The sequence below is a fragment of the Arenibaculum pallidiluteum genome (assembly GCF_017355985.1).
GTDB classification, from domain to species: Bacteria; Pseudomonadota; Alphaproteobacteria; order Azospirillales; family Azospirillaceae; genus Arenibaculum; species Arenibaculum pallidiluteum.
In genome coordinates this window covers 639,578-662,452 of the sequence record NZ_JAFIQU010000001.1, presented here as the reverse complement: position 1 = coordinate 662,452, position 22,875 = coordinate 639,578, and the positions used below count along the sequence as shown (strand labels likewise).

General features: G+C 69.8%; 22 protein-coding genes. 11 read left to right on the top strand and 11 right to left on the bottom strand.

Features of this window, described 5'->3' with window-relative positions; translation table 11 throughout:
- Positions 1-37: 37 nt before the first annotated feature.
- Together JUB13_RS03215 and JUB13_RS03210 are read right to left on the bottom strand one after the other, a co-directional pair.
- A complete protein-coding gene (locus JUB13_RS03215; RefSeq protein WP_207477157.1) occupies positions 38-763 on the bottom strand; it encodes an ATP-binding cassette domain-containing protein in 726 nt (241 codons plus the stop codon).
- 8 nt (positions 764-771) lie between these two features.
- Entirely contained in the window at positions 772-1,476 is a 705-nt protein-coding gene (locus JUB13_RS03210) for an ABC transporter permease (protein WP_207477155.1), read from the bottom strand.
- Between the two features lie 295 nt (positions 1,477-1,771).
- Here JUB13_RS03210 and JUB13_RS03205 point away from each other — a divergent pair, with 295 nt between their 5' ends.
- The 6 genes from JUB13_RS03205 (at position 1,772) to JUB13_RS03180 (ending at position 9,672) form a co-directional block, all read left to right on the top strand.
- The gene (locus JUB13_RS03205) at positions 1,772-2,824 is read left to right on the top strand and encodes an ABC transporter substrate-binding protein (RefSeq protein WP_207477153.1); all 1,053 of its coding nucleotides are present in this window, start codon (positions 1,772-1,774) and stop codon (positions 2,822-2,824) included.
- Entirely contained in the window at positions 2,821-3,885 is a 1,065-nt protein-coding gene (locus JUB13_RS03200) for a FecCD family ABC transporter permease (RefSeq protein ID WP_328702852.1), read from the top strand. The genes JUB13_RS03205 and JUB13_RS03200 overlap by 4 nt, the downstream gene beginning before the upstream one ends.
- Positions 3,882-4,664 (top strand): ABC transporter ATP-binding protein, encoded by a 783-nt coding sequence (locus JUB13_RS03195; RefSeq protein ID WP_207477151.1) that lies wholly within the window; start codon positions 3,882-3,884, stop codon positions 4,662-4,664. Before JUB13_RS03200 ends, JUB13_RS03195 begins: the two co-directional genes overlap by 4 nt.
- 392 nt (positions 4,665-5,056) lie before the next feature.
- On the top strand, positions 5,057-5,980 hold the full coding sequence (locus JUB13_RS03190) for a calcium-binding protein (protein WP_207477149.1): 924 nt from the start codon (positions 5,057-5,059) through the stop codon (positions 5,978-5,980).
- A gap of 158 nt (positions 5,981-6,138) precedes the next feature.
- The gene (locus JUB13_RS03185; protein WP_207477147.1) at positions 6,139-7,410 is read left to right on the top strand and encodes an MFS transporter; all 1,272 of its coding nucleotides are present in this window, start codon (positions 6,139-6,141) and stop codon (positions 7,408-7,410) included.
- A gap of 342 nt (positions 7,411-7,752) precedes the next feature.
- The gene (locus JUB13_RS03180; RefSeq protein WP_207477145.1) at positions 7,753-9,672 is read left to right on the top strand and encodes a calcium-binding protein; all 1,920 of its coding nucleotides are present in this window, start codon (positions 7,753-7,755) and stop codon (positions 9,670-9,672) included.
- Positions 9,673-9,799: 127 nt separating this feature from the next.
- Here the strand turns inward: JUB13_RS03180 and JUB13_RS03175 are convergent, their stop codons facing one another.
- The 3 genes from JUB13_RS03175 to JUB13_RS03165 all read right to left on the bottom strand — a co-directional run bounded on the left by JUB13_RS03175 (position 9,800) and on the right by JUB13_RS03165 (position 11,752).
- On the bottom strand, positions 9,800-10,243 hold the full coding sequence (locus JUB13_RS03175) for an SRPBCC family protein (protein WP_207477143.1): 444 nt from the start codon (positions 10,241-10,243) through the stop codon (positions 9,800-9,802).
- Positions 10,244-10,293: 50 nt separating this feature from the next.
- Positions 10,294-10,779, bottom strand: coding sequence for a VOC family protein (locus JUB13_RS03170; RefSeq protein ID WP_207477141.1), 486 nt, complete (start codon positions 10,777-10,779; stop codon positions 10,294-10,296).
- Positions 10,780-10,846: 67 nt separating this feature from the next.
- A complete protein-coding gene (locus JUB13_RS03165; RefSeq protein ID WP_207477139.1) occupies positions 10,847-11,752 on the bottom strand; it encodes a LysR family transcriptional regulator in 906 nt (301 codons plus the stop codon).
- A gap of 105 nt (positions 11,753-11,857) precedes the next feature.
- Here JUB13_RS03165 and JUB13_RS03160 point away from each other — a divergent pair, with 105 nt between their 5' ends.
- The 3 genes from JUB13_RS03160 (at position 11,858) to JUB13_RS03150 (ending at position 14,409) form a co-directional block, all read left to right on the top strand.
- Positions 11,858-13,039, top strand: coding sequence for an MFS transporter (locus tag JUB13_RS03160; protein WP_207477137.1), 1,182 nt, complete (start codon positions 11,858-11,860; stop codon positions 13,037-13,039).
- A 12-nt stretch (positions 13,040-13,051) separates the two neighbouring features.
- A complete protein-coding gene (locus JUB13_RS03155) occupies positions 13,052-14,086 on the top strand; it encodes an aldo/keto reductase (RefSeq protein WP_207477135.1) in 1,035 nt (344 codons plus the stop codon).
- 149 nt (positions 14,087-14,235) lie between these two features.
- The gene (locus JUB13_RS03150) at positions 14,236-14,409 is read left to right on the top strand and encodes a hypothetical protein (RefSeq protein ID WP_207477133.1); all 174 of its coding nucleotides are present in this window, start codon (positions 14,236-14,238) and stop codon (positions 14,407-14,409) included.
- Positions 14,410-14,480: 71 nt separating this feature from the next.
- Here JUB13_RS03150 and JUB13_RS03145 read toward each other — a convergent pair whose 3' ends face one another.
- The gene (locus JUB13_RS03145; protein ID WP_207477131.1) at positions 14,481-15,371 is read right to left on the bottom strand and encodes an NAD(P)-dependent oxidoreductase; all 891 of its coding nucleotides are present in this window, start codon (positions 15,369-15,371) and stop codon (positions 14,481-14,483) included.
- Positions 15,372-15,575: 204 nt separating this feature from the next.
- Between JUB13_RS03145 and JUB13_RS03140 the strand changes: the two genes are divergently transcribed.
- On the top strand, positions 15,576-16,568 hold the full coding sequence (locus tag JUB13_RS03140) for a C-terminal binding protein (RefSeq protein WP_207477129.1): 993 nt from the start codon (positions 15,576-15,578) through the stop codon (positions 16,566-16,568).
- Between the two features lie 34 nt (positions 16,569-16,602).
- Here JUB13_RS03140 and JUB13_RS03135 read toward each other — a convergent pair whose 3' ends face one another.
- Genes JUB13_RS03135 through JUB13_RS03115 form a run of 5 tightly spaced genes read right to left on the bottom strand, consistent with a single transcriptional unit; the run spans position 16,603 to position 21,712 of the window.
- Entirely contained in the window at positions 16,603-17,676 is a 1,074-nt protein-coding gene (locus JUB13_RS03135) for a malate/lactate/ureidoglycolate dehydrogenase (protein ID WP_328702851.1), read from the bottom strand.
- A 1-nt stretch (position 17,677) separates the two neighbouring features.
- Positions 17,678-18,952 carry a threonine synthase gene (locus tag JUB13_RS03130; protein WP_207477127.1) on the bottom strand — a complete coding sequence of 425 codons (1,275 nt, stop codon included), beginning with the start codon at positions 18,950-18,952 and terminating at the stop codon, positions 17,678-17,680.
- Positions 18,953-19,012: 60 nt separating this feature from the next.
- On the bottom strand, positions 19,013-19,897 hold the full coding sequence (locus tag JUB13_RS03125) for an ABC transporter permease (RefSeq protein ID WP_207477125.1): 885 nt from the start codon (positions 19,895-19,897) through the stop codon (positions 19,013-19,015).
- Positions 19,890-20,672, bottom strand: a complete 783-nt coding sequence (locus JUB13_RS03120; RefSeq protein ID WP_207477123.1) for an ABC transporter ATP-binding protein — start codon at positions 20,670-20,672, stop codon at positions 19,890-19,892. The genes JUB13_RS03125 and JUB13_RS03120 overlap by 8 nt, the downstream gene beginning before the upstream one ends.
- Positions 20,673-20,707: 35 nt before the next feature.
- Positions 20,708-21,712 carry an ABC transporter substrate-binding protein gene (locus tag JUB13_RS03115; RefSeq protein WP_207477121.1) on the bottom strand — a complete coding sequence of 335 codons (1,005 nt, stop codon included), beginning with the start codon at positions 21,710-21,712 and terminating at the stop codon, positions 20,708-20,710.
- Positions 21,713-22,277: 565 nt separating this feature from the next.
- Between JUB13_RS03115 and JUB13_RS03110 the strand changes: the two genes are divergently transcribed.
- Complete coding sequence (locus JUB13_RS03110; RefSeq protein ID WP_207477119.1) at positions 22,278-22,871, top strand: helix-turn-helix domain-containing protein; 594 nt, start codon at positions 22,278-22,280, stop codon at positions 22,869-22,871.
- Positions 22,872-22,875 lie beyond the last annotated feature (4 nt).

Genomic DNA, 22,875 nt, shown 5'->3' with positions numbered 1-22,875 from the left:
TTTTGGCTTTGTCTCGCCTTGGCTTCGTCGGGCGTGCCTACCAGGGCAGGTCTCCGCGCAGGAAGGCTGCGGCCGCCGGCGCGTGCGGGGCCTCGAAGAAGGCGCCGGCCGGCGCACGCTCGATCAGCCGCCCGCGGTCCATGAACAGGATCTCGTCGGCGAGGCGCCGCGCCTGGCCGAGATCGTGGGTGGTCATCACCACCTTGGTGCCCTCGGCATGGAAGGCGTCGATCATGGCCTCCACGGCCCGCGTCGCGGACGGGTCGAGATTGGCCGTCGGCTCGTCGAGGAAAAGCACCTCGGGCCTCAGGGCCCAGGCGCGAGCGAGGGCAAGGCGCTGCTGCTCGCCGCCCGAGAGGATGCGCGCCGGGCGGTCGGCGAGCGCGGTCATGCCGAAGCGCTCCAGCGCCGCGCGCGCCGCCGTGCGCCGGGCGGTCCAGCCGAGGCCCGCGAGGTTGAGGGCATGGATGATGTCGCCGAGGACGGACCGGCGCAGCATGACCGGCCGCTGCGCGACCAGGAGATGGCGCCGCGCCTTGAGGGAAGCGCCGGGGCCGAGCCATTCGACCTTGCCCTGAGTCGGGCTCAGCAGGCCGTGGCACAGGCGCAGGAACAGGCTCTTTCCGGCCCCGTTGGGCCCGAGGACGATCACGCGCCCGGGCCCGGAGAGCACGAGGTCGATCCCCTCGACGAGGCGCCGGCCGCCGACGTCGTAGGCGACGCCCGAGAGGCGCAGGGGCAGGATGGTGGGGCTTGCGCGCATGCGGCGCCTCACCCGGACCTGCGTTGGCCCACGAGGGCGACGAGATGTGCCGCGATGTTGATCGCCAGCGTCAGCGAGAGCAGCACCATGCCGAGACCCAGCGCCAGCGGCAGGTTCCCCTTGCCGGTCTCGAGCGTGATGGCGGTGGTCATGGTGCGGGTGGCGCCCGCGATATTGCCGCCGACGATCATCACGGCGCCGACCTCGGCGCTGGCCCGGCCGAAACCCGCCAGGATGCCGGTGATCAAGCTGTACCGGCCGTCCCACAGCAGCGTCGGGACCGCCCGCAGCGCCGAGGAGCCCAGCGATCGCAGGTGCTCCTCGTATTCCGCCCAGAGCGATTCGATCACCTGGCGGGCGATGGACAGGACGATCGGCAGGACGAGCACCGCCTGCGCCATCACCATGCCCGTCGGGGTGAACAGGAGGCCGAGAGTGCCGAGCGGGCCCGAACGCGAGAGCAGCAGGTAGATCACCAGGCCGGCGACCACCGGCGGCATGCCCATCAGCGCATTGAACAGCACCACGAGCGCGCCGCGTCCGGGAAAGCGGGCGATCGCCAGAAGCGCGCCCGCGGGCAGCCCGATCGCCACGGCGACGGCGACCGCCGTCAGCGTCACGCGCAGCGACAGGCCGACGATCTCCAGGAAGGCCGGATCGGCGCTGAGGACGAGGGCGGCCGCAGCAGCGAAAGCGTCGACGATCTCGTTCATTGGTCTCTGTGCGAAAACCTGCAGGATTTCCGGAAATCGGGAAATCCGTGGCGATCATGCACGGGCGGGTGGCACGTGGCTAGACGTCTTCTTCGCCGGCCGAGGCAGCGCCGGGTCGCCGGCCATCATTTAGGGTAATGCCGATGCGCCATCGCCTGCCGAGCGGGATATCGCGAAATCATGGAGCGAGTAGCCGCGACCAGCGGTGACAGCCGCCGTCGGGGCGCACCAGAGTCGCCCCATGCCGCGGGCGCCGAGCTGGGCCGGCTTGCGGCACCCCGACCCCGGACATGCCATGAAACCGATCAGAAGGCGCGACGCCTTGAAGCTCCCGGCTGGCCTTTTGGCCGGCGCAGCATTCGCATGGAGCGCCCATGCGGCACCGGTGGCCTTCACCGACGACGCCGGCCGGCAGGTCCGGATCCCGGCAGCGCCGCAGCGGATCTATGCCGCGGGGCACCCGGCCTCCATTCTGCTTTATGTCCTCGCTCCCGACAGGCTGCTCGGCTGGACGCGCCGTCCCGGCGCCCAGGCCGCCGCCTTCATGCCGGAACGCTATGCCGGCCTTCCCGAGCTCGGCCGCCTGACGGGGCGGGGCGACACCGCCAATGTCGAGACGGTGCTTGCCGCCGCGCCGGACCTGATCCTGGACTACGGCACGATCGCGCCGACCTACGTCTCGCTTGCCGACCGCGTGCAGCAGCAGACGGGGCTTCCCGTCGCCCTTTTCGACGGCCGGTTCGAGACGATCCCCGCGACGCTGCGCCGGCTGGGCTCGATCCTCGGCGTCGAGGACCGGGCCGGGCGGCTGGCCGCCTATGCCGAGCGTGTGGTGACCGAGGCCGGCGCCACGGCCGCCGCGGTTCCCGAGGCCGCGCGGCCGCGGGTCTACTACGCCCGCGGCGCCGACGGGCTGGAGACGGGGCTCGACGGCTCCATCAATGTCGAGCTGCTCGAGGTCGCCGGCGCGCGCAACGTCGCGGCCGCCGCCGGCCGGGGCGGCATCGCCGCCGTGTCGTTCGAGCAGATCCTGTCCTGGGACCCCGACATCGTCCTGACGATCGACCGGGCCTTCTTCGGATCCGTCAGGAGCGATCCGCGGTGGGCTGGCCTGCGCGCCGTGCGCGAGGGGCGCGTCTACCGCTCTCCCGACCTTCCCTTCGGCTGGTTCGACCAGCCACCCTCGGTGAACCGGCTGATCGGCGTGCGCTGGCTGCAGCGCGTGCTCTATCCGGGAGCGGCCCCAGGGGACGTGCGCCGCGACGCGGCCGAGTTCCATGCGCTCTTCTACCATCAGGAGCCGAGCGCGGCGCAGCTCGACCGGCTGCTGGAGGGGGCGGGCGCGTGAGTCCGGGCGAGGCCGCCGCGGACGGATCCGTATCCCCATCCCCGCGCACCCGGGGCGGGATCGGCGCGTTCACGGCCGCGTCCGTGGCGCTCTGCCTGCTGGCGGTGCTGGCGCTCGCTGTCGGGAAGTTCCCGGTGCACCCGTTGGACGTCGCCCGTGTCCTGGCCTCGGCGGTACTGGGTATGCCCAGCGACCTCGCGCCGGCGATCGACACTGTCGTCCTCCAGGTCCGGCTCCCTCGGGTGGCGTCGGCGCTGCTGGTCGGCGCGGCACTGGCCGCCGCGGGCTGCACCTACCAGGCGCTGTTCCGCAACCCGCTGGTCTCGCCCGACATCCTCGGGGTTTCCTCGGGCGCGGCGTTCGGCGCCGTGCTGGGGATCTTCCTGTCGCTTCCGGTGGCGGCGATCCAGGGGCTGGGCTTTGCCGGGGGCATCGCGGCCGTCGCCGCCGTCCTGGCGATCACGCGCGCGGTGCGGTCGAGCCATGACGCGGCTCTGGTGCTGGTGCTGGCGGGCGTGGTCGTGGGATCGCTGCTCGGCGCGGGCGTCTCGCTGCTGACTTGGCTGGCGGATCCCTACGACCAGCTTCCTGCGATCGCCTTCTGGCTTCTTGGGAGCCTCGCCTCGGTCAAGGCGCCGGATCTCGCCTCCCTGGCCCTGCCGGTGCTCGTCGGGCTGGTGCCGCTCGCGCTGTTGCGCTGGCGCGTCAACCTGATGTCGCTCGGCGAGGAGGAGGCGCGGGCGCTCGGCGTGGAGACGGGACGGATCCGCGCGGCGCTCATCGTGGCGGCGACGCTGATGACGGCGGCTGCTGTGTCGCAGGCGGGCGTCGTGGGCTGGGTCGGCCTCGTCGTGCCGCATCTCGCGCGGATGCTGGTCGGGCCGGACTTCGTCCGGCTGCTTCCCGCCTCGGCACTGCTGGGGGCCGCCTACCTGCTGGGGGTGGATACGGCCGCCCGCATGCTCGGCGCGACCGAGATCCCGCTGGGCGTCCTGAACGCCGCGCTCGGCGCGCCCTTCTTCCTGTGGCTGCTGGCGCGCACACGGCGGCCCTGGACATGAGCCTCGTCGCGGAGCGCATCGCCTTCGGCTATCCCGGCCGCCCGGTGGGCCGAGACGTCTCGCTGACCGTGGCGCGCGGCTCGGTCACGGTCCTGCTCGGTCCCAACGGCTGCGGCAAGACGACGTTGTTCCGCACCCTGCTGGGCCTCCTGCCCGCGCAGGGCGGCGCCGTTTTCGTGGATGGCGCCCGGCTGGCGGCACTTACCCGTCGGCAGGCCGCGCGGCGCATCGGCTATGTTCCGCAGGCCTTCGCGGGCTACTTCCCCTTCACGATCCGGGACACGGTCCTGATGGGGCGCGCGGTCCATCTCGGCACCTTCTCGACCCCAGGCGCGCGCGACCGCGAGGCGGCGGAAAAGGCGATGGAGGCCATGGGCATCGCCGGGATCGCCGACCAGCCCTACACGCGCGTGTCGGGCGGTCAGCGCCAGCTCGCACTGATCGCGCGCGCCCTTGCGCAGGAGGCGCCGTACCTCGTGATGGACGAGCCGACCGCGAGCCTCGATCTCTGCAACAGGGCCCGGGTCCTGGGGCTGATCCGGCGCTTGGCCGACAGGGGCATCGGCATCGTGCTCTCCACCCATGAGCCCGACCATGCCTTCGCCTGCGGGGACCAGGTTGCCCTCATGGCCGAGGGATCCCTTGTGGGCTGCGGCTCGCCGGCCGAGACGATCACCCCGGCGGCGCTACGGCGCGTCTACGGCGTGCCGGTCGAGGTCCTGCCCGTGCCAGGGCGGGCGGGGCGGAGCGTCTGCATTCCGGCGGAGGAGGGTCTTTGAGTTCCACGTGTCCCACCGTGGCCCAAGGCGTCCGGAGGACCGCTGCTGCGTCTTCTACCCCTTCGGGGATATCGCGAAATGATAGGGGGAATAGCCGCGCCCAGCGGTGACAGCCGCGCCGGACGCACACCAGACTGGCCCCGTGCCGTGAACGTCGACCTGGATCGACCTGCGGCGTCCCGACCCCCGGACGGGCGATTGGGGAAGGGAGGGCGGGGCCGTTCCCGCCAGGCGTGACGGCGCTCCGCGCGCGAAGCCGTCCGCCCGTCCCGGACCCGTCCGCCCCCAAGCCCCGCGCCGTCGCGGGGCTGACCGACGCAAGACGCGAGATCGCCGCCGGGCCATGCGCTGCCGCGCCCGACGGTGCCGGAACCGACCACAAGGAGGCCTGAATGGCCATCAGGAAGGGCAACAACTGGGCGAACACCATCCTCGGCACTTCGGGGAAGGACGAGATCTACGGCTTCGGGGGCAACGACCGGCTCTGGGGCGGTGCCGGCGAGGACTGGCTGCACGCCGGGATGGGGAACGACCGGCTGTGGGGGCAGGCGGGACCCGACCACCTGTTCGGCGGGTCCGGCAAGGACCTGCTGACCTGGAACCCCGGCCGCATCTCCGTCAACGATCATGTTGGCGACCCGCTCGGCACCCTGGACGGCGGTACGGGGCGAGACACGCTGCGGATCGTGAACAATACGACGGTGACGACCACCGTCTTCGATCCCGAGACGGGCGAGGTCTCGCAGCGGACGGTCCCGTCAGGAACGCTGATCTACCTCGACGACGAGATCCCGGCCTTCAACGGCGAGCACCGCACCGTGATGATGGGAGACCCGTCCTGGGAGACCGAAGGCGTGACCGCCATCGGCGCGACGCTCTCCGGGATCGAGCGGATCGAGGTCTCCGGCAACGGGCCGCTGACCTATCACAACGCTACCGACATGGCCCTGACGGTTCTGGGGACCCGGTTCCACGACAGCTTCATCGGCGGCAGCGGAGCCGAGACGCTGCAGGGCAGGGATGGCGGCGACACCTACGCCAGCGGTCTTGGCGACGACACGATCATCAGCGCGCGGACCGGAAGCGACACATTCCGCTACGAGGCGTGGGGCACGGACCACGACCGCATCCTGGGGTGGAACACCGGGGACGTCCTCGAGTTCTTCGGCTTCACCGGCGAAGGGACCCCGGTTCTCGACGTGGCCGAACATGCACGGCGGACGGTCTTCTCGTGGCACGACGACAATGGCGGCGCACACAGCGTGACCGTCGACGCGGTCGGGCTAACTGCCGGCCGCGACTACCTGTTCACCTAGCGGCGGACGCGGCTCGGAACGGGGGTGGCCCTGGTCCGGGCCGCGCCCTGCGTGCGGCGCGAAGGCGCCCTGCGCAAACCGGGGAGGCGCCTTTTCCGGCATGGCGTAGGCTGGCGACCGGTATCCCGCCAGCCCACGCCACCCGGAGACCCGCCCCGATGCTGCCCGGTCCGCCACACCGGACGCCGCCCGACGCGCCCCTAGATGCGACGCTCCACGCGCCGCCCGCCTCGACCCGGATCGCGGTAGGGACGGCCGAGTACCGGCGGACCATGGCGGCCGTCTTCTCCGTGGGCTTCTCGACCTTCGCGCTGCTCTACTGCGTGCAGCCGCTGCTGCCGGTCCTTGCCGACGAGTTCGCGGTGTCGCCGGCCGCCAGCAGCCTGACGCTGTCGGCCGCGACGGCCGTGCTGGCTTTCGCCATGCTGGTGTCGAGCTCGATCTCGGAGGCGTTCGGACGCAAGCGGGTGATGGCGGCCGCGCTCGTGGCCTCGGGGCTCACGACATTGGCGACCGCGGCGGTCGACGACTTCGCCCATCTGGTGGCGCTGCGCGCCCTGCTGGGGCTGGCGCTCAGCGGCCTGCCCGCGGTCGCCGTCGCCTATCTCACGGACGAGATCGAGGCGCGCTCCATCGGCGGCGCGATCGGACTCTACATTGCCGGGACGACGGTGGGCGGCATGGGCGGCCGGCTGATCACCGCGGCGGTGACGGACCTTGCGTCCTGGCGGGTCGCGGTCGCGACTCTCGGCTGCCTCGGCCTCGGGGCGGCGGTGATCCTGTGGCGCAGCCTGCCGGCCTCGCGGCACTTCCAGCCCAGCCGCGGCGGCACGGCGGGGCTGGCGCGCATGCTGGGGGCGCACCTGCGCGACCCCGGCCTGCGGCTTCTGTTCGTCTCGGCCTTCCTGCTGATGGGCGGCTTCGTCACGGTGTACAACTACGTGGGCTTCCGCCTGCTGGAGCCGCCCTACGGGCTCAGCCAGACCCTGGTCGGCCTCGTCTTCCTGGTTTATCTCGCCGGCACCATCTCCTCGGCCTGGATGGGCGGGCTGGCCGACCGCATGGGGCGCCGCCGCGTGCTGTGGAGCGCGATCCTACTGATGCTGGCGGGCCTCGGGATCACGCTGCTTCAGCCGCTTGCCCTGGTGATCCTCGGGGTCGCGGTCTTCACCTTCGGGTTCTTCGGCGCCCATTCGGTCGCCAGCAGCTGGGTCGGGCTGCGGGCCAGGGCGGGGCGGGCCCAGGCATCGGCGCTGTACCTGCTGTCCTACTACATGGGATCCAGCATCGCGGGATCGGTCGGTGGGCTGTTCTGGACCGCCGCGGGTTGGCCCGGCGTCGTGCTGCTGGTCGGCGGCCTGTCGGCCGCCGGCCTCGTCGTCGCGGCCCTGCTGACCCGGGTGCCGCCCGTCGCGCCGCAACAGGGATAGCCGCCTCCGGTCCCTTGGATCAGCACTGCAGCATCCAGATTAAGCCACGAGGGAGGCCCCTGGTGGCCAAAGTGTTATCTGTCGGCCTCCGCGTCCGTCATATCGTGTCGTTTCCAGCCGAATGACTGGAGGCAAAGGGCACGGGCAGGAGCACTGCATCCTTGCCCGCGGGGAGGCGCATGGCGCAGGCCGATCCGCCGGCCCCGACACTGCCATGTCGGGACCCCGTGACGGACGGAGCGTCCTGGCAGGTCGTCTCGACCGGTGAGCCGCTTGGACGGTTGAACCGACGCTGATGCCATATCCGGGCGGCCTGTCGGGAGCATTCCCGAGGGGGATCGCATGGCGACCAAGATCGGCACGTCCGCGGCGGATGTGATCAACGGCACGACCGATACCGACTGGCTGTTCGGCCGCGGCGGCGGCGACCTGATCCATGGCGGCGATGGCGCAGACGCATTGTGGGGCGAGGGTGATGGCGACGTTCTGTGGGGCGACGCCGGATCCGACTTTCTCTCGGGCGGGACAGGCAACGACCAGCTTGGCGGCGGAGGCGTCAACAACATCCTCCATGGCGAGGACGGGGACGACACGCTGCTCTACAGCCCCGGCAACATCAGGCTCGTGCCCGGCACCGACTATGGCGGGCAATGGATGGAGGGCGGGCGCGGCTACGACACGCTGCGCCTGGCCTCGGACGCGTTCTTCACCGGCGACGGGGGCTCCAGGATCCCTGCGCGGCTGTACATGACATCGGGAGAAGCCGCGACATTCCTCTATTTCACCAACCCGAACGGCCTCTGGGTGCCGGGCGGGGCCTTCACGGGAATCGAGAGGGTCGAGCTGAGGACCGCGTCCGACGTGTTCCTCACCTCCGGACCAGAGGGCCACGCGATGCTCGTGGTCGGGAGCCCGGATGACGACAGGTTCGAGCTTCGCGGCCGGCCGGCGGATATCGCAGGCGGTGCCGGCGCGCTCCGCATCGAGGGCGGCGGCGGCTCCGACATCTTCGACCTTCAGGCCGGCAGCGTTTCGATCGTCCTCAATCCCGGCGAGGCCGACGAGGTCACGGTCTCGAGCCTCAGTGACGGCGTCAAGCGTGTCCATGGCTTCGGCCAGGGGGACAGGCTCGCCATCGTTTCCCAAGCGGATCCCGTTGAGATGAGGGAGGTCGGAGGCCGGACGTTCATCAGCTCCACCCTTGAAGGTGTTGCCGGCAGCATCGTCATCGACGCGACCGGCCTGGTCCGGGACGAAAACACCTTTACCTTCGGCCCAGGCTCCGTCGCGCGCGGAGCGCCACCCGCGTGGCCCCGGACAGCCATGCCGGATGCCCCTCCGCCCAGGGATTTGCGGGGAACCCCCGAGGGTGAGACGATCGACGGCGGGTCCGAGCGTGAGCGGATCTTCGCGGGCGGCGGCAACGACCATGTCCGCGGCGGGAATGGAGACGATCTGGTCTATGGCGGCGGTGGCAACGACCGTCTGCTTGGCGAGCAGGGCTACGACCGCATCTTCGCCGGCGCTGGCAACGACTGGGTAGAATTCGGCCCCGATGGCGGCGACGCACATGGAGGGTCCGGGGACGACGTACTGATCTTCGATCCCGGCGCGGTCAACGTGAACCTTGCCCGGGCCTCGGGCCGCATCGACGGCGGCGACGGCTTCGACGTGCTGCGGGTCACCAACCGTGCGTTTGCAAGCTGGGGCGACGAACCCGTCGGTCCGGCAGTGATGAGCGTCCATCTGGCCGGAGCGGGGTCAAGCAACCTGAATGAACCGACTGTGTCCATCGGGGCATACAGTGACGATGGCATCACGGGCGCCAGGCTTAGGTTCTTCTCCATAGAACGGATCGAGGTGGCGACGTCCCGGACCGTCCATTACACGGCCGACGAGGGCAGCTCCCTTCCATCCATGCATTTCGTGTCGGGCACCGGCAATGACACGATCTTCAGCGGCGCCATCGACGAGGTGCTCGATGGCGGGCGCGGCGACGATTTCTTCCGGTTCGGAGGCGGCAACGACACCTTCATCAGCCGCATGGGCGATGCCGATACCTTCGAGGTCGGCTTTCACGACGGTACCGTGAGGATCCAAGGCTTCAACGGGGCCGGGGTTGCAGGTGGCGACAGGCTGACGATCAACGGGCCTGCCACGGTGACCAGGAGCCAGGGGGCGACCGTCTTCGACTGGAGCGACGGCCAGGCCATCGTGAACGCGGTCGGGCTGGTGGAAGGGGTCGACTACTTCTTCCTCTGATGCCGGCCGCGGGTGGAGGCCGGGGTTGAGGGGCCGGAGGACCTCCGCCACCTCAACCCCGGTGCCGGGCCGCTGCTCGACGATACGGCGGCCCGTCCTTCCATTGGCTCGTCCCGGATCGACGCTTCTACTGGCTGATCTCGGGCTCGACGAGCTTCGCGAGCTTGCGCAGGGATTCCTGCCAGCCGAGATAGCAGGCTTCGCGCGGGATCACGTCCGGAATGCCCTGCTGCTCGATGCTCACTTCGGTGCCGACCGAGACGGCCTTCAGGGTCACGGTGGTCGTCATCTCGCCCGGCAGGCTGGGATCGTCGAAGCTGTCGGTGTAGACGAGCCGCTCGCCAGGAACGAGCTCCTTGTAAGTGCCGCCGAAGGAATGGCTGCCACCGGTCGTGAAATTGCGGAACGACATCCTGTGTCTGCCGCCGGCCCTGGCGTCCAGTTCGTGAACCGTGCAGAGGAAGCCGTTGGGAGGGAGCCAGCTTGCAACCGCATCGGGTTCGACGAAGGCCCTGAAGACCTTTTCGGGTTTGGCGGTCAGGACGCGGTGCAGGTTGATCGTGCTGGGCATGCTCGTCTCCTTTCCCCTGGAATGGCCGAAGAAAGACCTCGTCCTTCGGCCTACGCCGATCTGGCCGCCGCAGCTTCGAGCGCGGCGATGTCGATCTTCGTCATCGTCATCATCGCCTCCATCGCACGCCTGGCCTCGTCGCGGTCGGAACTGGTCGTCAGCTCCATCAGCCGCTTCGGTGTGATCTGCCAGGAGAAGCCCCAGCGGTCCTTGCACCATCCGCAGGCGCTCTCGCTGCCGCCGTTGCCGACGATCGCATTCCAGTAGCGGTCGGTCTCTTCCTGATCCTCCGTCAGCACCATGAAGCTGACGGCTTCGTTCGGCTTGAAGTTCGGACCGCCGTTCAGGCCCAGGTAGGACTGGCCGAGCAGGGTAAACTCGACGGTCAGCTCATTGCCTTCCCGGCCGCCGGGATAGTCGGCCGCGGCCGCGTTCACCCGGCCGACATGGCTGTCGGGAAAGGTGGCGGCATAGAATTCCGCGGCCTTGCGCGCTTCGCCATGGTCGAACCACAGGCACGTGATAAACCCGGTCATGTACGAACTCCTCCCTTCTGTGGATGCGTGCTTGCGCCCTCTCTCCTCCCACCCAAGCCAGACGAGGCTAGTCCACCCGGCCGCGCTCGGCCAGGAAGTCGAGCAGCGCCCTCACCCGTGACGGCACCAGACCGCCCTGGCCGACATAGATGGCGTGGAACGCCTCGCGATCGCCGGGATTGAGATCCTCCAGCACGGGAACGAGTCTGCCGGCTGCGACGTCCTCCCGCACCGTGAAGGCCGCGAGCCGTGCAAGGCCGCTTCCCCCAAGCGCAAGCTGACGCAGGGCCTCCCCGTCGCTTGCCTGGACCCGCCCAAGCGTGGGCACAACGACCGACTCGGCGCCTTGGCGCAGCGGCCAGCCCTCCACCGCGCGGACATAGCTGAAGCCCAGCCGGTTATGGCGTTCGAGTTCGGCGATCGTCCTCGGCTCGCCGTGCCGGCGGAGATAGGCCGGTGCCGCGACGATCACCATCGGCGTCTCGCCGAGCTTGCGTGCAACGAGGCTCGAACTCTTCAGGGGACCCGCCCGGACCGCCACGTCGGTGCGCTCCGCCAGCAGGTCGATCACGGTATCCGTCTGGATCAGGTCGAGGCTGACGCCCGGGTGATGGTCCAGGAACTCCGGCAGGATCGGCGCAAGGATGTGCGTCGCGTAGGAGGCGCTGGTGTTGAGCCGGATTCGGCCGACCGGCTGCTCGCCGACGCCCGCGGCGCGCTCCGCATCCTCCATATCGGCCAGGATGCGCGTTGCCCGCTCGTAGAAGCTGCATCCCTCGGGCGTGAGCTGGAAGCGCCGCGTCGAGCGGTTGATCAGGCGGGTTCCGAGCCTGGCCTCCAGCCTGGCGATCAGCTTGCTGACGGCCGAGGGCGTCATTCGGCAGATGCGGGCTGCCGCAGAGAAACCGCCCTGCTCGACGACTTGGACGAACACCTCCATCTCGCCTGAGCGGTTGATCTCGGTGCGCGCCATTTGGGAATTCATTTCACAGATGATGTGACAGGCGGCACTCTACATCACCGAAGGCGCAGGGGCTAGGTTACGTCCCATTGTGTTCTCGAACGCGTGGGAGCGGACGTGCCTTTTGCGATCTATGCCTTGACGGCCGGAGCCTTCGGCATCGGCGTCACCGAATTCGTCATCATGGGACTGCTGCTCGAGGTCAGCGCCGATCTCGGCGTGTCAATCGCCCAGGCGGGGCTTCTTATCTCCGGCTATGCCCTCGGGGTCGTCGTCGGCGCCCCGGTGCTGACCGTGCTGTCCGGAAACTGGCCGCGCAAGACGGTGCTGCTCGCCCTGATGGCGATCTTCACGCTCGGCAACATCGCCTGTGCCATCGCATCCACCTACGGCCTCCTGATGGCCGCGCGGATCCTGACGGCCCTGGCACATGGCACCTTCTTCGGGGTCGGGGCGGTCGTGGCGACCGGCCTCGTACGCGAGGACAGGAAGGCCTCGGCCATCGCGGCGATGTTCACCGGGCTGACCGTCGCGAACATCCTCGGCGTGCCCTTCGGGACCTGGATCGGGCAGCAGCTTGGCTGGCGCGCGTCGTTCTGGGCGGTGGCGCTGGTCGGAGCGCTCGCACTGGCCGTCATCGGCGCGCTGGTGCCGAAGGACGGCCGAGCTCCCGAGCGCGCGGACTGGCGGGCAGACCTGCGCGTGATCCTGCGGGGACCTGTCCTGCTCGGCCTGCTGACGACGGTTCTCGGCTATGCCGGCGTCTTCGCGGTCTTCACCTACATCGCCCCCATGCTGACGCATATCGGCGGATTCACCGAGAGCGCGGTCTCGCCGATCCTGCTGGTCTTCGGTGGAGGCCTGGTCGTCGGAAACCTCGTCGGCGGAAAACTGGCGGATCGGCGGCTCCTGGCGACGGTCCTCGGATCCCTCGGGGCGCTCGGCCTGGTGCTCGCGCTCATGACGCCGGGCCTGCACAGCCGGGCCTCCGCCGTCCTCTTCACGGGGCTGCTCGGCGCCGCCGGCTTCGCCACCGTGGCGCCGCTGCAGATGTGGGTCCTGTCCAAGGCCGAGGGCGCTGGGCAGAGCCTTGCATCGAGCTTCAACATCGCTGCCTTCAACCTCGGGAACGCCATCGGCGCATGGGCCGGGGGCGCGGTGATCGATCACGGTCCCGGTCTCGCCTACGTGCCGCTGGTGGCGGCGCTGTTTCCGGCCGCTGCCGTGGCGGTAGCGCTGCTCGCCATGCGCCAGGGCCGCGTGCGGCCCGGGCGTCAAGCAAACGCAACCGCTTGCTGAAGGAGTGAGATCATGGAATATCGGTCGCTCGGGTCGTCCGGGTTGAAGGTTCCCGTTCTCAGCTTCGGCACGGGCACCTTCGGCGGCTCGGGGCCTCTTTTCGGTGCCTGGGGCAATACCGATGCCGCGCAGGCGCGCCGCCTCGTCGACATCTGCCTCGATGCCGGAGTCAACCTGTTCGACACGGCCGATGTCTATTCCGACGGGGCGTCGGAGGAGATCCTGGGCGCCGCGGTAAAGGGACGCCGGGCCTCGGTGCTGATCTCCACGAAAGCGGGCCTGCCGCTGGGCGACGGCCCCAACGACGCGGGCTCGTCGCGCTTCCGCCTGATCGCAGCCGTCGAGGGGGCGCTTCGCCGGCTCGGAACGGATTATATCGATCTGTTCCAGCTCCATGCCTTCGACGCCCGGACGCCCGTCGAGGAGGTGCTTTTCACCCTCGATACGCTCGTGAGGGCGGGGAAGATCCGTTACGTCGGCGTGTCGAACTTCGCGGGCTGGCAGATCATGAAGTCGCTCGCGGTCGCCGACCGGCACGGCTGGCCCCGCTATGTCGCCAACCAGGTCTACTACTCGCTCCTCGGCCGTGATTACGAATGGGACCTGATGCCGCTGGGCGCCGACCAGGGGCTTGGTGCCCTGGTCTGGAGCCCGCTCGGCTGGGGACGGCTCACGGGGAGGATCAGGCGCGGCGCGCCCCTGCCGGAAGGAAGTCGGTTGCACGACACGGCGAGCTTCGGTCCGCCCGTCGAGGACGACCGCCTGTTCCGCGTGGTGGATGCCTTGGAAGAGGTCTCGCTGGAGACCGGCAGGTCGGTCCCGCAGATCGCGCTCAACTGGCTGCTCCGCCGTCCGACCGTCTCGTCGGTGATCATCGGGGCGCGCAACGAGGCGCAGCTTCGCCAGAACCTCGGAGCCGCGGGTTGGGCGCTGACACCAGGGCAGATCGCAAGGCTCGACGACGCCAGCGCCGTCACCGCGCCCTATCCCCATTTCCCCTACCGGCGCCAGGAGGGCTTCGCGCGCCTCGATCCGCCTATGGCCTGAATGCCGGCCCGGCAGAACGAGCCGCGGGTTGGCGGGCGGACAGCCTTCGCAGAACGCGCACGCCCGGCGGCATCAGGAACGTTTCCCGGCGGCGTCGGTTGCAGGTGTCCGGACGCAGGTTCCGTCCGGAGGCAGGAACGGAGGAGCGCATGTCCGACACGCCAGAAGGCGAAAAGCCTCGGGACGACGTCACGCGCGGCAGCCCCAACAAGCCGGGGACGGAATCTCCGCACGACAAGGCCGAGGACGACCGCGCAAGGAACGAGATCGGCCAGATGGGCGAGAAATCGCCGCAGACCGACCCGGGCGGACAAACGGCCTGACCGCCCGAAATCGCGCTCAAGGCCGATGTGACGCATGACGGCGGGCGAGCGGGACCGGTGCGGGCCCGCCTTCAGTCGAGCGGCAGGCCGTTGCGCCGCCGGATCTCGCGGATCACCGCGCTGTGGTCGAGTTCGCCGTCGCCATGCGCGACGAGATCCGCGAAGAGGCCGTCCACCAGCCGCGCGACCGGAAGCTCCAGACCGAGGCCGGCCGCCAGCTCCATCGCGGTGCGCGTGTCCTTGAGCTGGTATTTGGACGGGCCGCCGGGGCGGAAGTCGCGCGCGATCATGCGCGGCGCGTGCAGCTTCAGGATCGTCGAATCCGCGAAGCCTCCCAGCAGGGCCTCGCGCAGCTTGGCCGGATCCGCGCCGCCGCGTTCGGCCAGCAGCACGGCCTCGGCCACGACCGCGACGGTGCTGGCGACGATCACCTGGTTCACGAGCTTGGCGAGCTCGCCGGTGCCTGCGGGCCCCACGCGGGTCGGCCGGCCCATGACCTCCAGCACCGCGCGGACCCGCTCGAAATCGGCCTCGTCCCCGCCTGCCATGATGGCGAGCGTGCCCTCGCTCGCGCCCTTCTCGCCGCCGGAGACCGGCGCATCGACATAGCCGAGGCCGCGGGCGGCGGCCGCCTCGGCCTGCCCGCGCGCGGTCTCGACGGGGATCGAGCTCATGACCACGAGCACGCTGCCCGGGCGCATGGCGCCGACGGCGCCGTCCGGCCCCAGGAGCACCGCATCGCATACCGGGCCCGAACTCAGCATGCAGATCGCCACGTGGGCATCGCGCACGGCCTCGTCCGGCGACGCGGCGATCCGGACCCCGAACGGGGCGAGCCTTTCGGCCTTTTCCGGCGAGCGGTTCCAGGCCCGCACGCCGTGCCCGGCCTCCGCGAGACGGCGGGCCATCTGGAAGCCCATGATCCCGGTGCCCAGGAACCCGATCTCCTGCCGTCCCGCCATGTCCGCCCCCAACTCCTCGGTCGCCACGCCGAGGGTCGCAGGCGCGTGGCCGCCCCGCAACCGGCATTAAGTCCAGGGCCCCCCGCGGCCCCCGCGCTCACGCGATTGCCAGGGTGCGGAATCCCCTGTACCACACGGCAGTATGAAGGGATCGGCGAATATGCCGATTCGTAAATGTGAAATAGCGGTGGGCAGGAGAACGCCATGCGCTTCGTCGTCGGGATCACCGACCATATGATTCCGCCGCCGGACCTCGAGGCCGCGGTGCTGGATGGCCTGGCGGAGATCGATTTCCTGAACTCCCGGCGCGAGGACGCGCTGGATCCGGAAAGGCTGGGCCGGCTGGATGCGCTGCTGGTCTGGGGCACGCCGCTCGGCCGCGGCAGCGTGGCGAAGCTCGCGCGCTGCCGCATCGTGGTCCGCTTCGGCGTCGGATACGAGAAGGTCGACGTGGCGGCGCTCCACGAGGCCGGCATCCCCTTCTGCAACAATCCCGACTACGGCACCGAGGAGGTCGCCGACCACGCGGTCGCGATGATCCTCTCGCTGCAGCGGCGGCTCTGGGAGCACGACGCCCGGGCGCGCGGCTACGAGGCGACCTGGCAGACCAACACCCTGTCGCCGCTGCTGCGCTCCGGCGCGGCGACGGTCGGCGTCGTCGGCGTCGGCCGCATCGGCACGGCGGTCGTGAACCGGCTGAAGCCCTTCGGGCACCGCATTCTCGGCTACGATCCCTACCAGCCCGCCGGGCACGAGAAGGCGGTCGGCTACCGACGGGTCCGACGCCTGGAGGAGCTGCTGGCGGAATCGGACGTGGTGACCTTCCACTGTCCCGCGACGGAGGAGACGCGCGGCCTGATCGGCGAGGCCTTGCTGGCCGCCATGAAGCCCGGGGCGATCCTGGTCAACACCGCGCGGGGCGAGCTCTTCGCCGGGCTCGACCCGATCGACGCGGCCCTGCGCTCCGGCCGGATCGCGGCGGTCGGGACCGACGTGCTGCCGACCGAGCCACCGAAGCCGCATGCCTTGCTCGATGCCTGGCGCCGGCGCGAGGACTGGCTCGCCGGCCGGCTGGTGGTGACGCCGCACAACGCCTTCCATTCGGACCTTGCGGCCGTCGAGATGCGGCGCAACGCCGCGGAGACGGTCCGTCTGTTCCTGGAGGACGGGACGCTGCGCAACCGCATCCTGCCCTGAACCCCTGATTTCCCCCGGCCCCTGAGCCGGCCACTCAGGGGCCGAGCAGCTCCGCGAGGTCCAGACCCTGCTCGGCCCCCAGCCGGGTCAGGGCCGCCAGCGTCCCGGGGTCCAGCGGCACACCCGATGCTGCCGCTGCCGCGCGGTGCTCGGCCTCGGGCTGGCCGGCGACGCGGACCCGGTCGAAGCCCGGGGCTGCCGGCGTGTCCAGCACGTAGTCCAGGACCGCGTCGGTAAGGCTTCGCCATTCGGGACCGGAGACACGCGCCGGATCGATCACGAAGGCGAGCGCGCTGTTGGCGACCCGTCCCGGGCGCAGGTTGTCGGGCAGCGAGGGAAGGCCCGAGGCCAGCGCGCCGGCCAGGATCTCGCAGGCCAGAGCAAGCCCGAACCCCTTGTGGCCGCCGAAGGGCAGCAGCGCGCCCTGGGGCTGGCCGAACATCACGGACGGGTCGGTGGTCGGCCTGCCCTCGGCATCCAGGATCAGCCCCTCGGCCACGGTTTCGCCCTTAGCGACCGCGATGCGGCACTTGTTGGCGGCGATGGCGCTGGTGGCGAGATCCAGCAGGAAAGGCGGGTGCCGGTCGGTCGCTGGCACCGCGATGCAGATGGGGTTCGTTCCCAGTCGCGGCCGTGCCCCGCCGTGCGGCGCCACCTGGGCACGGCTGACCACGTTGACGAAGAAGATCCCGATCATTCCCGCGGCCGCGCAACGCTCGCCATAGGCGCCGACCCGCCCGATATGGTGGGCGTTGCGCAGCGCCAGGATGCAGGCCCCGCCGCTCTGCGCCCGCGAGATCGCAAGGTCCGTCGCCTCGCGCGCGATCACCTGGCCGTAGCCGAAGCCGCCCTCGACCACGAGGAAGGGCGGCTCGTCCCGGACGATCTCGGCATGCCGGTTGGGGGAGAGGTGGCCGAGCCGCAGGCTGTTGACGTAGACCTCGACCTGCGTGACGCCATGGCTGGCATGCCCCGTCACATCCGCCTCGACGAGCCTCTGGGCCACCTCCGCCGCCTCCTCGGGGGCACTGCCATGGGCCGCGATGATGCCGGTGACGAAGCGCTCGAGCCGGTCGGGCGCGACCGACACGCTGGAAGCCGCCGCCACCTCAGAACCTCGACCAGTCGATGGGATGGTGGCGGTCCAGCGTGCGCTCGACCCGCGGCAGGGGATATTTGAGCCCGGTCGCGCAGTTGAAAAGCACGACCCGGTCCGAGCGGCCGACCCGACCGTCCGCCAGGGCCTGGCGATAGGCGGCGTAGGTCGCGGCGCCCTCCGGGCACAGCAGGAAGCCTTCCTCCCTGGCGACCTCGCCGAGCGCGGCCTGGATCGCGGAATCATCGACGGCGATCGCGAAGCCGCCGCTCTCGCGCACGGCGCGCAGGATCAGGAAGTCGCCCACGGCCTGCGGAACCCGGATGCCGGAGGCGATGGTGTGCGCGTCCTCCCAGCGGGGCGCGTGCTCCTCGCCCTTCTCCCAGGCGCGCACCATGGGTGCGCAGCCCGCGGCCTGGACGGCCACCATGCGGGGCCGCTTGGAACCGATGAAGCCGATCGCCTCCAGCTCGGCGAAGGCCTTCCACATGCCGATAAGCCCGGTCCCGCCGCCGGTCGGGTAGAAGATCACGTCGGGAACGTCCCAGCCGAGCTGCTCGGCCAGCTCCAGGCCCATGGTCTTCTTGCCCTCGATGCGGTAGGGCTCCTTCAGGGTCGAGACGTCGAACCAGCCGACCTTCTCCTTGCCGGCCCCTACGATCTTCCCGCAGTCGTCGATCAGCCCGTTCACGCGGTAGACGTCAGCGCCCTGCAGCGCGATTTCCGAGACGTTCACCTCGGGCGTGTCCTCTGGGCAGAAGATCGTCGTCCGGATCCCGGCGCGTGTCGCATAGGCCGCCAGCGCCGCGCCCGCGTTGCCGTTGGTCGGCATGGCCATGTGGCGCACGCCCAGCGCCTTGGCCATGGAGACCGCCATCACGAGGCCGCGCGCCTTGAAGGATCCCGTGGGCAGCCGTCCCTCGTCCTTCACCAGGATCGCGTCGGGATCCGCGCCCAGCCCTCGCGCGAGCTTCGGCAGCGGGATCAGTGGGGTCACCGCCTCGCCCAGCGATACGATGTCCTCCTTGCGGCGGACGGGCAGCAGCTCGCGGTAACGCCAGAGGTCGGCAGGCCTGCGGGCGAGCTCGTCCTTGCTCAGCGCCCGCCGCACCCCATCGAGGTCGTAGCGCACCAGCAGCGGCTTGCCCGCCTTCGAGAGGTTGTGGAGCGTGTCGGCCTCGTAGCGCTCGCCGGTATAGGAGCATTCAAGATGGGTCACGAAGCTCGGCCGGTCCGCGGTCAGGTTGGCGTCATGGGCCGGAAAATCGCGCCGGGCGGCAGTGGTCATGTCTTTCACCAGAGAGGAATACGGAAGCCCGATCGGGGTGGGAAGAGGGGACGGGGCGGCTCAGCGCCGCATGCCCCAGCGGTCGAGGGTGCGGCGCTCGATGGTGCCGAAGACGAGGCTTTCCACCACCAGCCCGATGGCGATGACCGTCAGCAGGCCCGCGAAGACCTCCGCGATCAGGAGCTGGTTGCGGTGCTCGAAGATGAACCAGCCGAGGCCACCGCCGCTCGACGAGGCGCCGAACACCAGCTCGGCCGCGATCAGCGTGCGCCAGGCGAAGGCCCAGCCCATCTTCAGACCCGACAGGATCGAGGGGAAGGCGGCCGGGACCAGTATGCCCGCAACGTAGCGCCAGCCCGTGAGCCCGAAGGTGTGGCCGGCCTTGCGCAGGGTCGGGCCGACGCTGCGAAACCCGGCATGGGCGTTCAGGGCGACGGCCCACAGCACCGAATGGGTGATCACGAAGACGAGGCTGGGCGTGCCGAGCCCGAACCACAGCAGCGCCAGAGGCAGAAGCGCGATCGCAGGCAGCGGATTGAACATGGCGGTCAGCGTCGTCAGCAGCGCGGCGCCGATCCGCGTCGAGGTGGCGAAGGTCGTCAGGATCGCCGCGAGCGCGACGCCGCCGGCATAGCCCATGGCCAGCGTCTCGAGCGAGGCGAGGGTGCGCAACGGCAGCACGCCCGAGACGGTGGCGGTCCACAGCGCCGCGACGGTCTGCGAGAAGGTCGGGAACAGAAGGTCGTCGTCGAGCCAGCGGCCGTAGCCTTCCCAGACCAGGGCAAGGGCCACCAGCACCGCCAGCCGCCAGAAGTCTTCCCGTGCCGCCAGCCGGTGCAGCCAGGGCAGCGACTGGGATACGTCGCCGATGGCACCCGGCGGCGCGGGGCGGTATTCGCGCTCTGGCCGCCAGGCCACGGTTCCGCCTGCGCTGGTCTCAGCCATGGGCTTCGCCGAACAGCATGCCGTGGATCCGCCGCTCGAGCTGTGCGAAGGCGGGCGTGCCGCGGTCGGCCTCGCCGAGCCCGCTTGCGTCGAGCTCGGCCCGGACCTGGCCGGGATGGGGTGTCATCACCAGGATGCGGTTGCCGATGACGATGGCCTCCTCGATGGAATGGGTGACGAAGAGCAGGGTGAAGCGGGTGTCTTCCCAGAGCTCGTTCAGCTCGCCCTGCATCTTGCGCCGGGTCAGGGCGTCCAGCGCGGCAAAGGGCTCGTCCATCAGCAGCATCGCGGGCTCGAGGGCGAGCGCGCGGGCGATCGCCACCCGCTGCTTCATGCCCCCGGACAGCGTGTGGGGATGGCTGTCGGCGAAGGCCGAAAGGCCGACCTTCGCGATGAAGGCATCCGCACGCTCCAGCGCGGTCCGGCGGTCGAAGCGGCCGCTGGTGATCATGGGGTAGGCGACGTTCGCCCGCACGGTCTTCCAGGGCAGGAGCTGGTCGAACTCCTGGAACACGACCATCCGGTCGGGCCCGGGATCCCGGACCTCCCGCCCGTCCAGCGTGATCGTCCCGGCGGCGGGGTGCAGGAATCCGGCGACGGCCCCCAGCAGGGTCGATTTGCCGCAGCCGGACGGACCCAGCAGGACGAAGCGGTCGCCCTTCAGGACGTCGAAGGAGACGTCGTACACGGCGGTCACGAGCCTGTCCGGCGTGCGGTACTGGATCGTCACGTCGCGAACGGCGAGCAGGGGCGATGCAGTCCCGGCGGAGGGCATGGGCTCCCCGCGCCGGGCGGATGAGGGCAGGGCGCTCAACTTCCGGCCTTTCCATGCAGCTCGGGAACGAACAGGTCCTTCCAGCTCGCGGGTTTCTCCTTGATCAGCCCGACTTGGTGCATGAACTCGGCGAACTTCATGGTGTTCTCGGGCGCCGAGGTGAAGCGGGTGGCCTTGTCCGTCACGAGGTTCTCGACGAAGGCGGGCTCCAGCTTCGAGTTCTCGGCCTTGATGTAGAGCGCGGCCGCCTCCTTCGGGTTCCTGGCGATGAAGTCGTTGGCGGCGTCGATCGCGGCGACGAAGGCGGCGACGGTCTTGGGATTGGCGTCGCGGAACTTCCCCGTCGCGTAGACGATGTTGAAGCTGTGCGGCCCGCCCAGAACGTCGTAGCTGCTGAGAACGCGGTGCACGCGCGGGTCCTGGAGCTGCTGCTCCTGGAAGGGAGGCGACGCGAAATGCGCCGTGACCTCGGACCGGCCGCCGAGCAGGGCGATCGTCGCGTCGGGATGCGACATGCTGACGGTGATGGGGTCGAGCTTGCCGTAGTTGTCCTTCCCGAACGCCTCGGCCGCTGCCATCTGCAGCAGGACGGCCTGGAACCCCACCTTCACGGCGGGCAGCGCGATGCGGTCCTTTTCACCGAAATCCGCCAGGGACTTCACCGCGGGGTTGCTGGTGTTCAGGTAGTTCGGCATGGACCCCAGCGACGTCACGCCGCGCACGTCGAGCCGTCCCTTCGTGCGGGCCCACATGGTGATCATCGGGGCGACGCCGGCCGAGGCGAAGTCCAGGTTCCCGGTCAACAGGGCATCGTTCATGGCGGCAGCCCCACTGACCTGCGTCCAGGTCACCTTCGGCTCCGGCAGGCCGGCCTCGCGGACGAACCGTTCCAGGAGCTTCTGCTCCTTGACGACGGTCATGGGCAGGTAGCCGATCCCGAACTGCTGGGCGATCCGGACCTCCGAGACCTCCTGCGCCAGCGCGCCGCCGCTCGCCAGGACCAGCGCGGCCAATGCCGCGACATTTCTCATCACGCCCATGTGGTTCCCCAATTTTTATCTATCCACGCCGTTATGGTTTTGTATTTCACCGGCGGCGGCACGGCAATAGATTCTCCATCCACCCGTATCAACGATTTCATTCTGTTAAAAATGTAAAGGCGGTCGACGCCGGACAGATGCGTGGAAGGCCCCGCCGGCCTGCAGCCGGCGGGGCCCGGAGGGAAGAGGGTTCTTGCTTGGTATTCAGGTGAAGCTAAACCCGGGGCCTGCGGGATGGACCGGGATCAATCGACGAGGGCAGGGCGAATACGGTCTGCACCGGGCGTGACGTCAGTATCCCTGCGGAATCCCGCCCCTCCCCAAGGAGCGGGCCATTGTGCCCGTCAATGGCGGGCGCGTCGCAGCAGTTTCATGACGCTCTTTAGGATCACGATGTTGCGGATGAGCTTGAGCATGGCCGATTCCTCTGTCCTGGGACTGCGCTCTCTCGCAACGGCAACCGCGGACGCGGCCGGCCGTTCCGCCGTCGAGCCTCCTACGCCGGCTATGAACCCCCAGCCATGATCTCATTGACTCCAGTATAATGGATATTCAATCTTGGATCATGGAAGAACAGGATCGTGATCTGAACCGGATGCTGGCCGGGCGCGTACGCCGGCTGCGCAGCGCGCGCGGGCTGACCTTGGACGAGCTGGCGGACCGCTCCGGTGTGAGCCGATCGATGATCTCGCTCGTCGAGCGCGGAGAGAGCAACCCGACCGCCGTGGTGCTCGACAGGATCAGCTCCGGCCTGGGGGTGACGTTGGCCTCGCTGTTCGAGCCCGAACGCAACACTGTCTCGCCCGTCGCCAGGCGCTCCGAGCAGCCGTTGTGGCGCGATCCCCAGACCGGTTACGTACGACGGAACCTCTCGCCGCCCGGGTTCCACTCGCCTATCGAGCTCGTGGAGGTCGATTTTCCGGCGGGTGGTCGCATCACCTACGAGACGGGGGTGCGCGAGGTCGGCATCGACCAGCAGGTCTGGGTCCTGGAGGGTGAGATCGACGTAGTCCTCGGCGACGAATGCCACCGTCTCCTGGCCGGAGACTGCTTTGCCATGCGGCTCGACCGTCCCATCACCTATCACAATTCCACGGACAGCCCGGCCCGCTACCTCGTGGTCCTGACCACGGAAGACCGGGGTCGCGCCCGCCGCTGAAGAG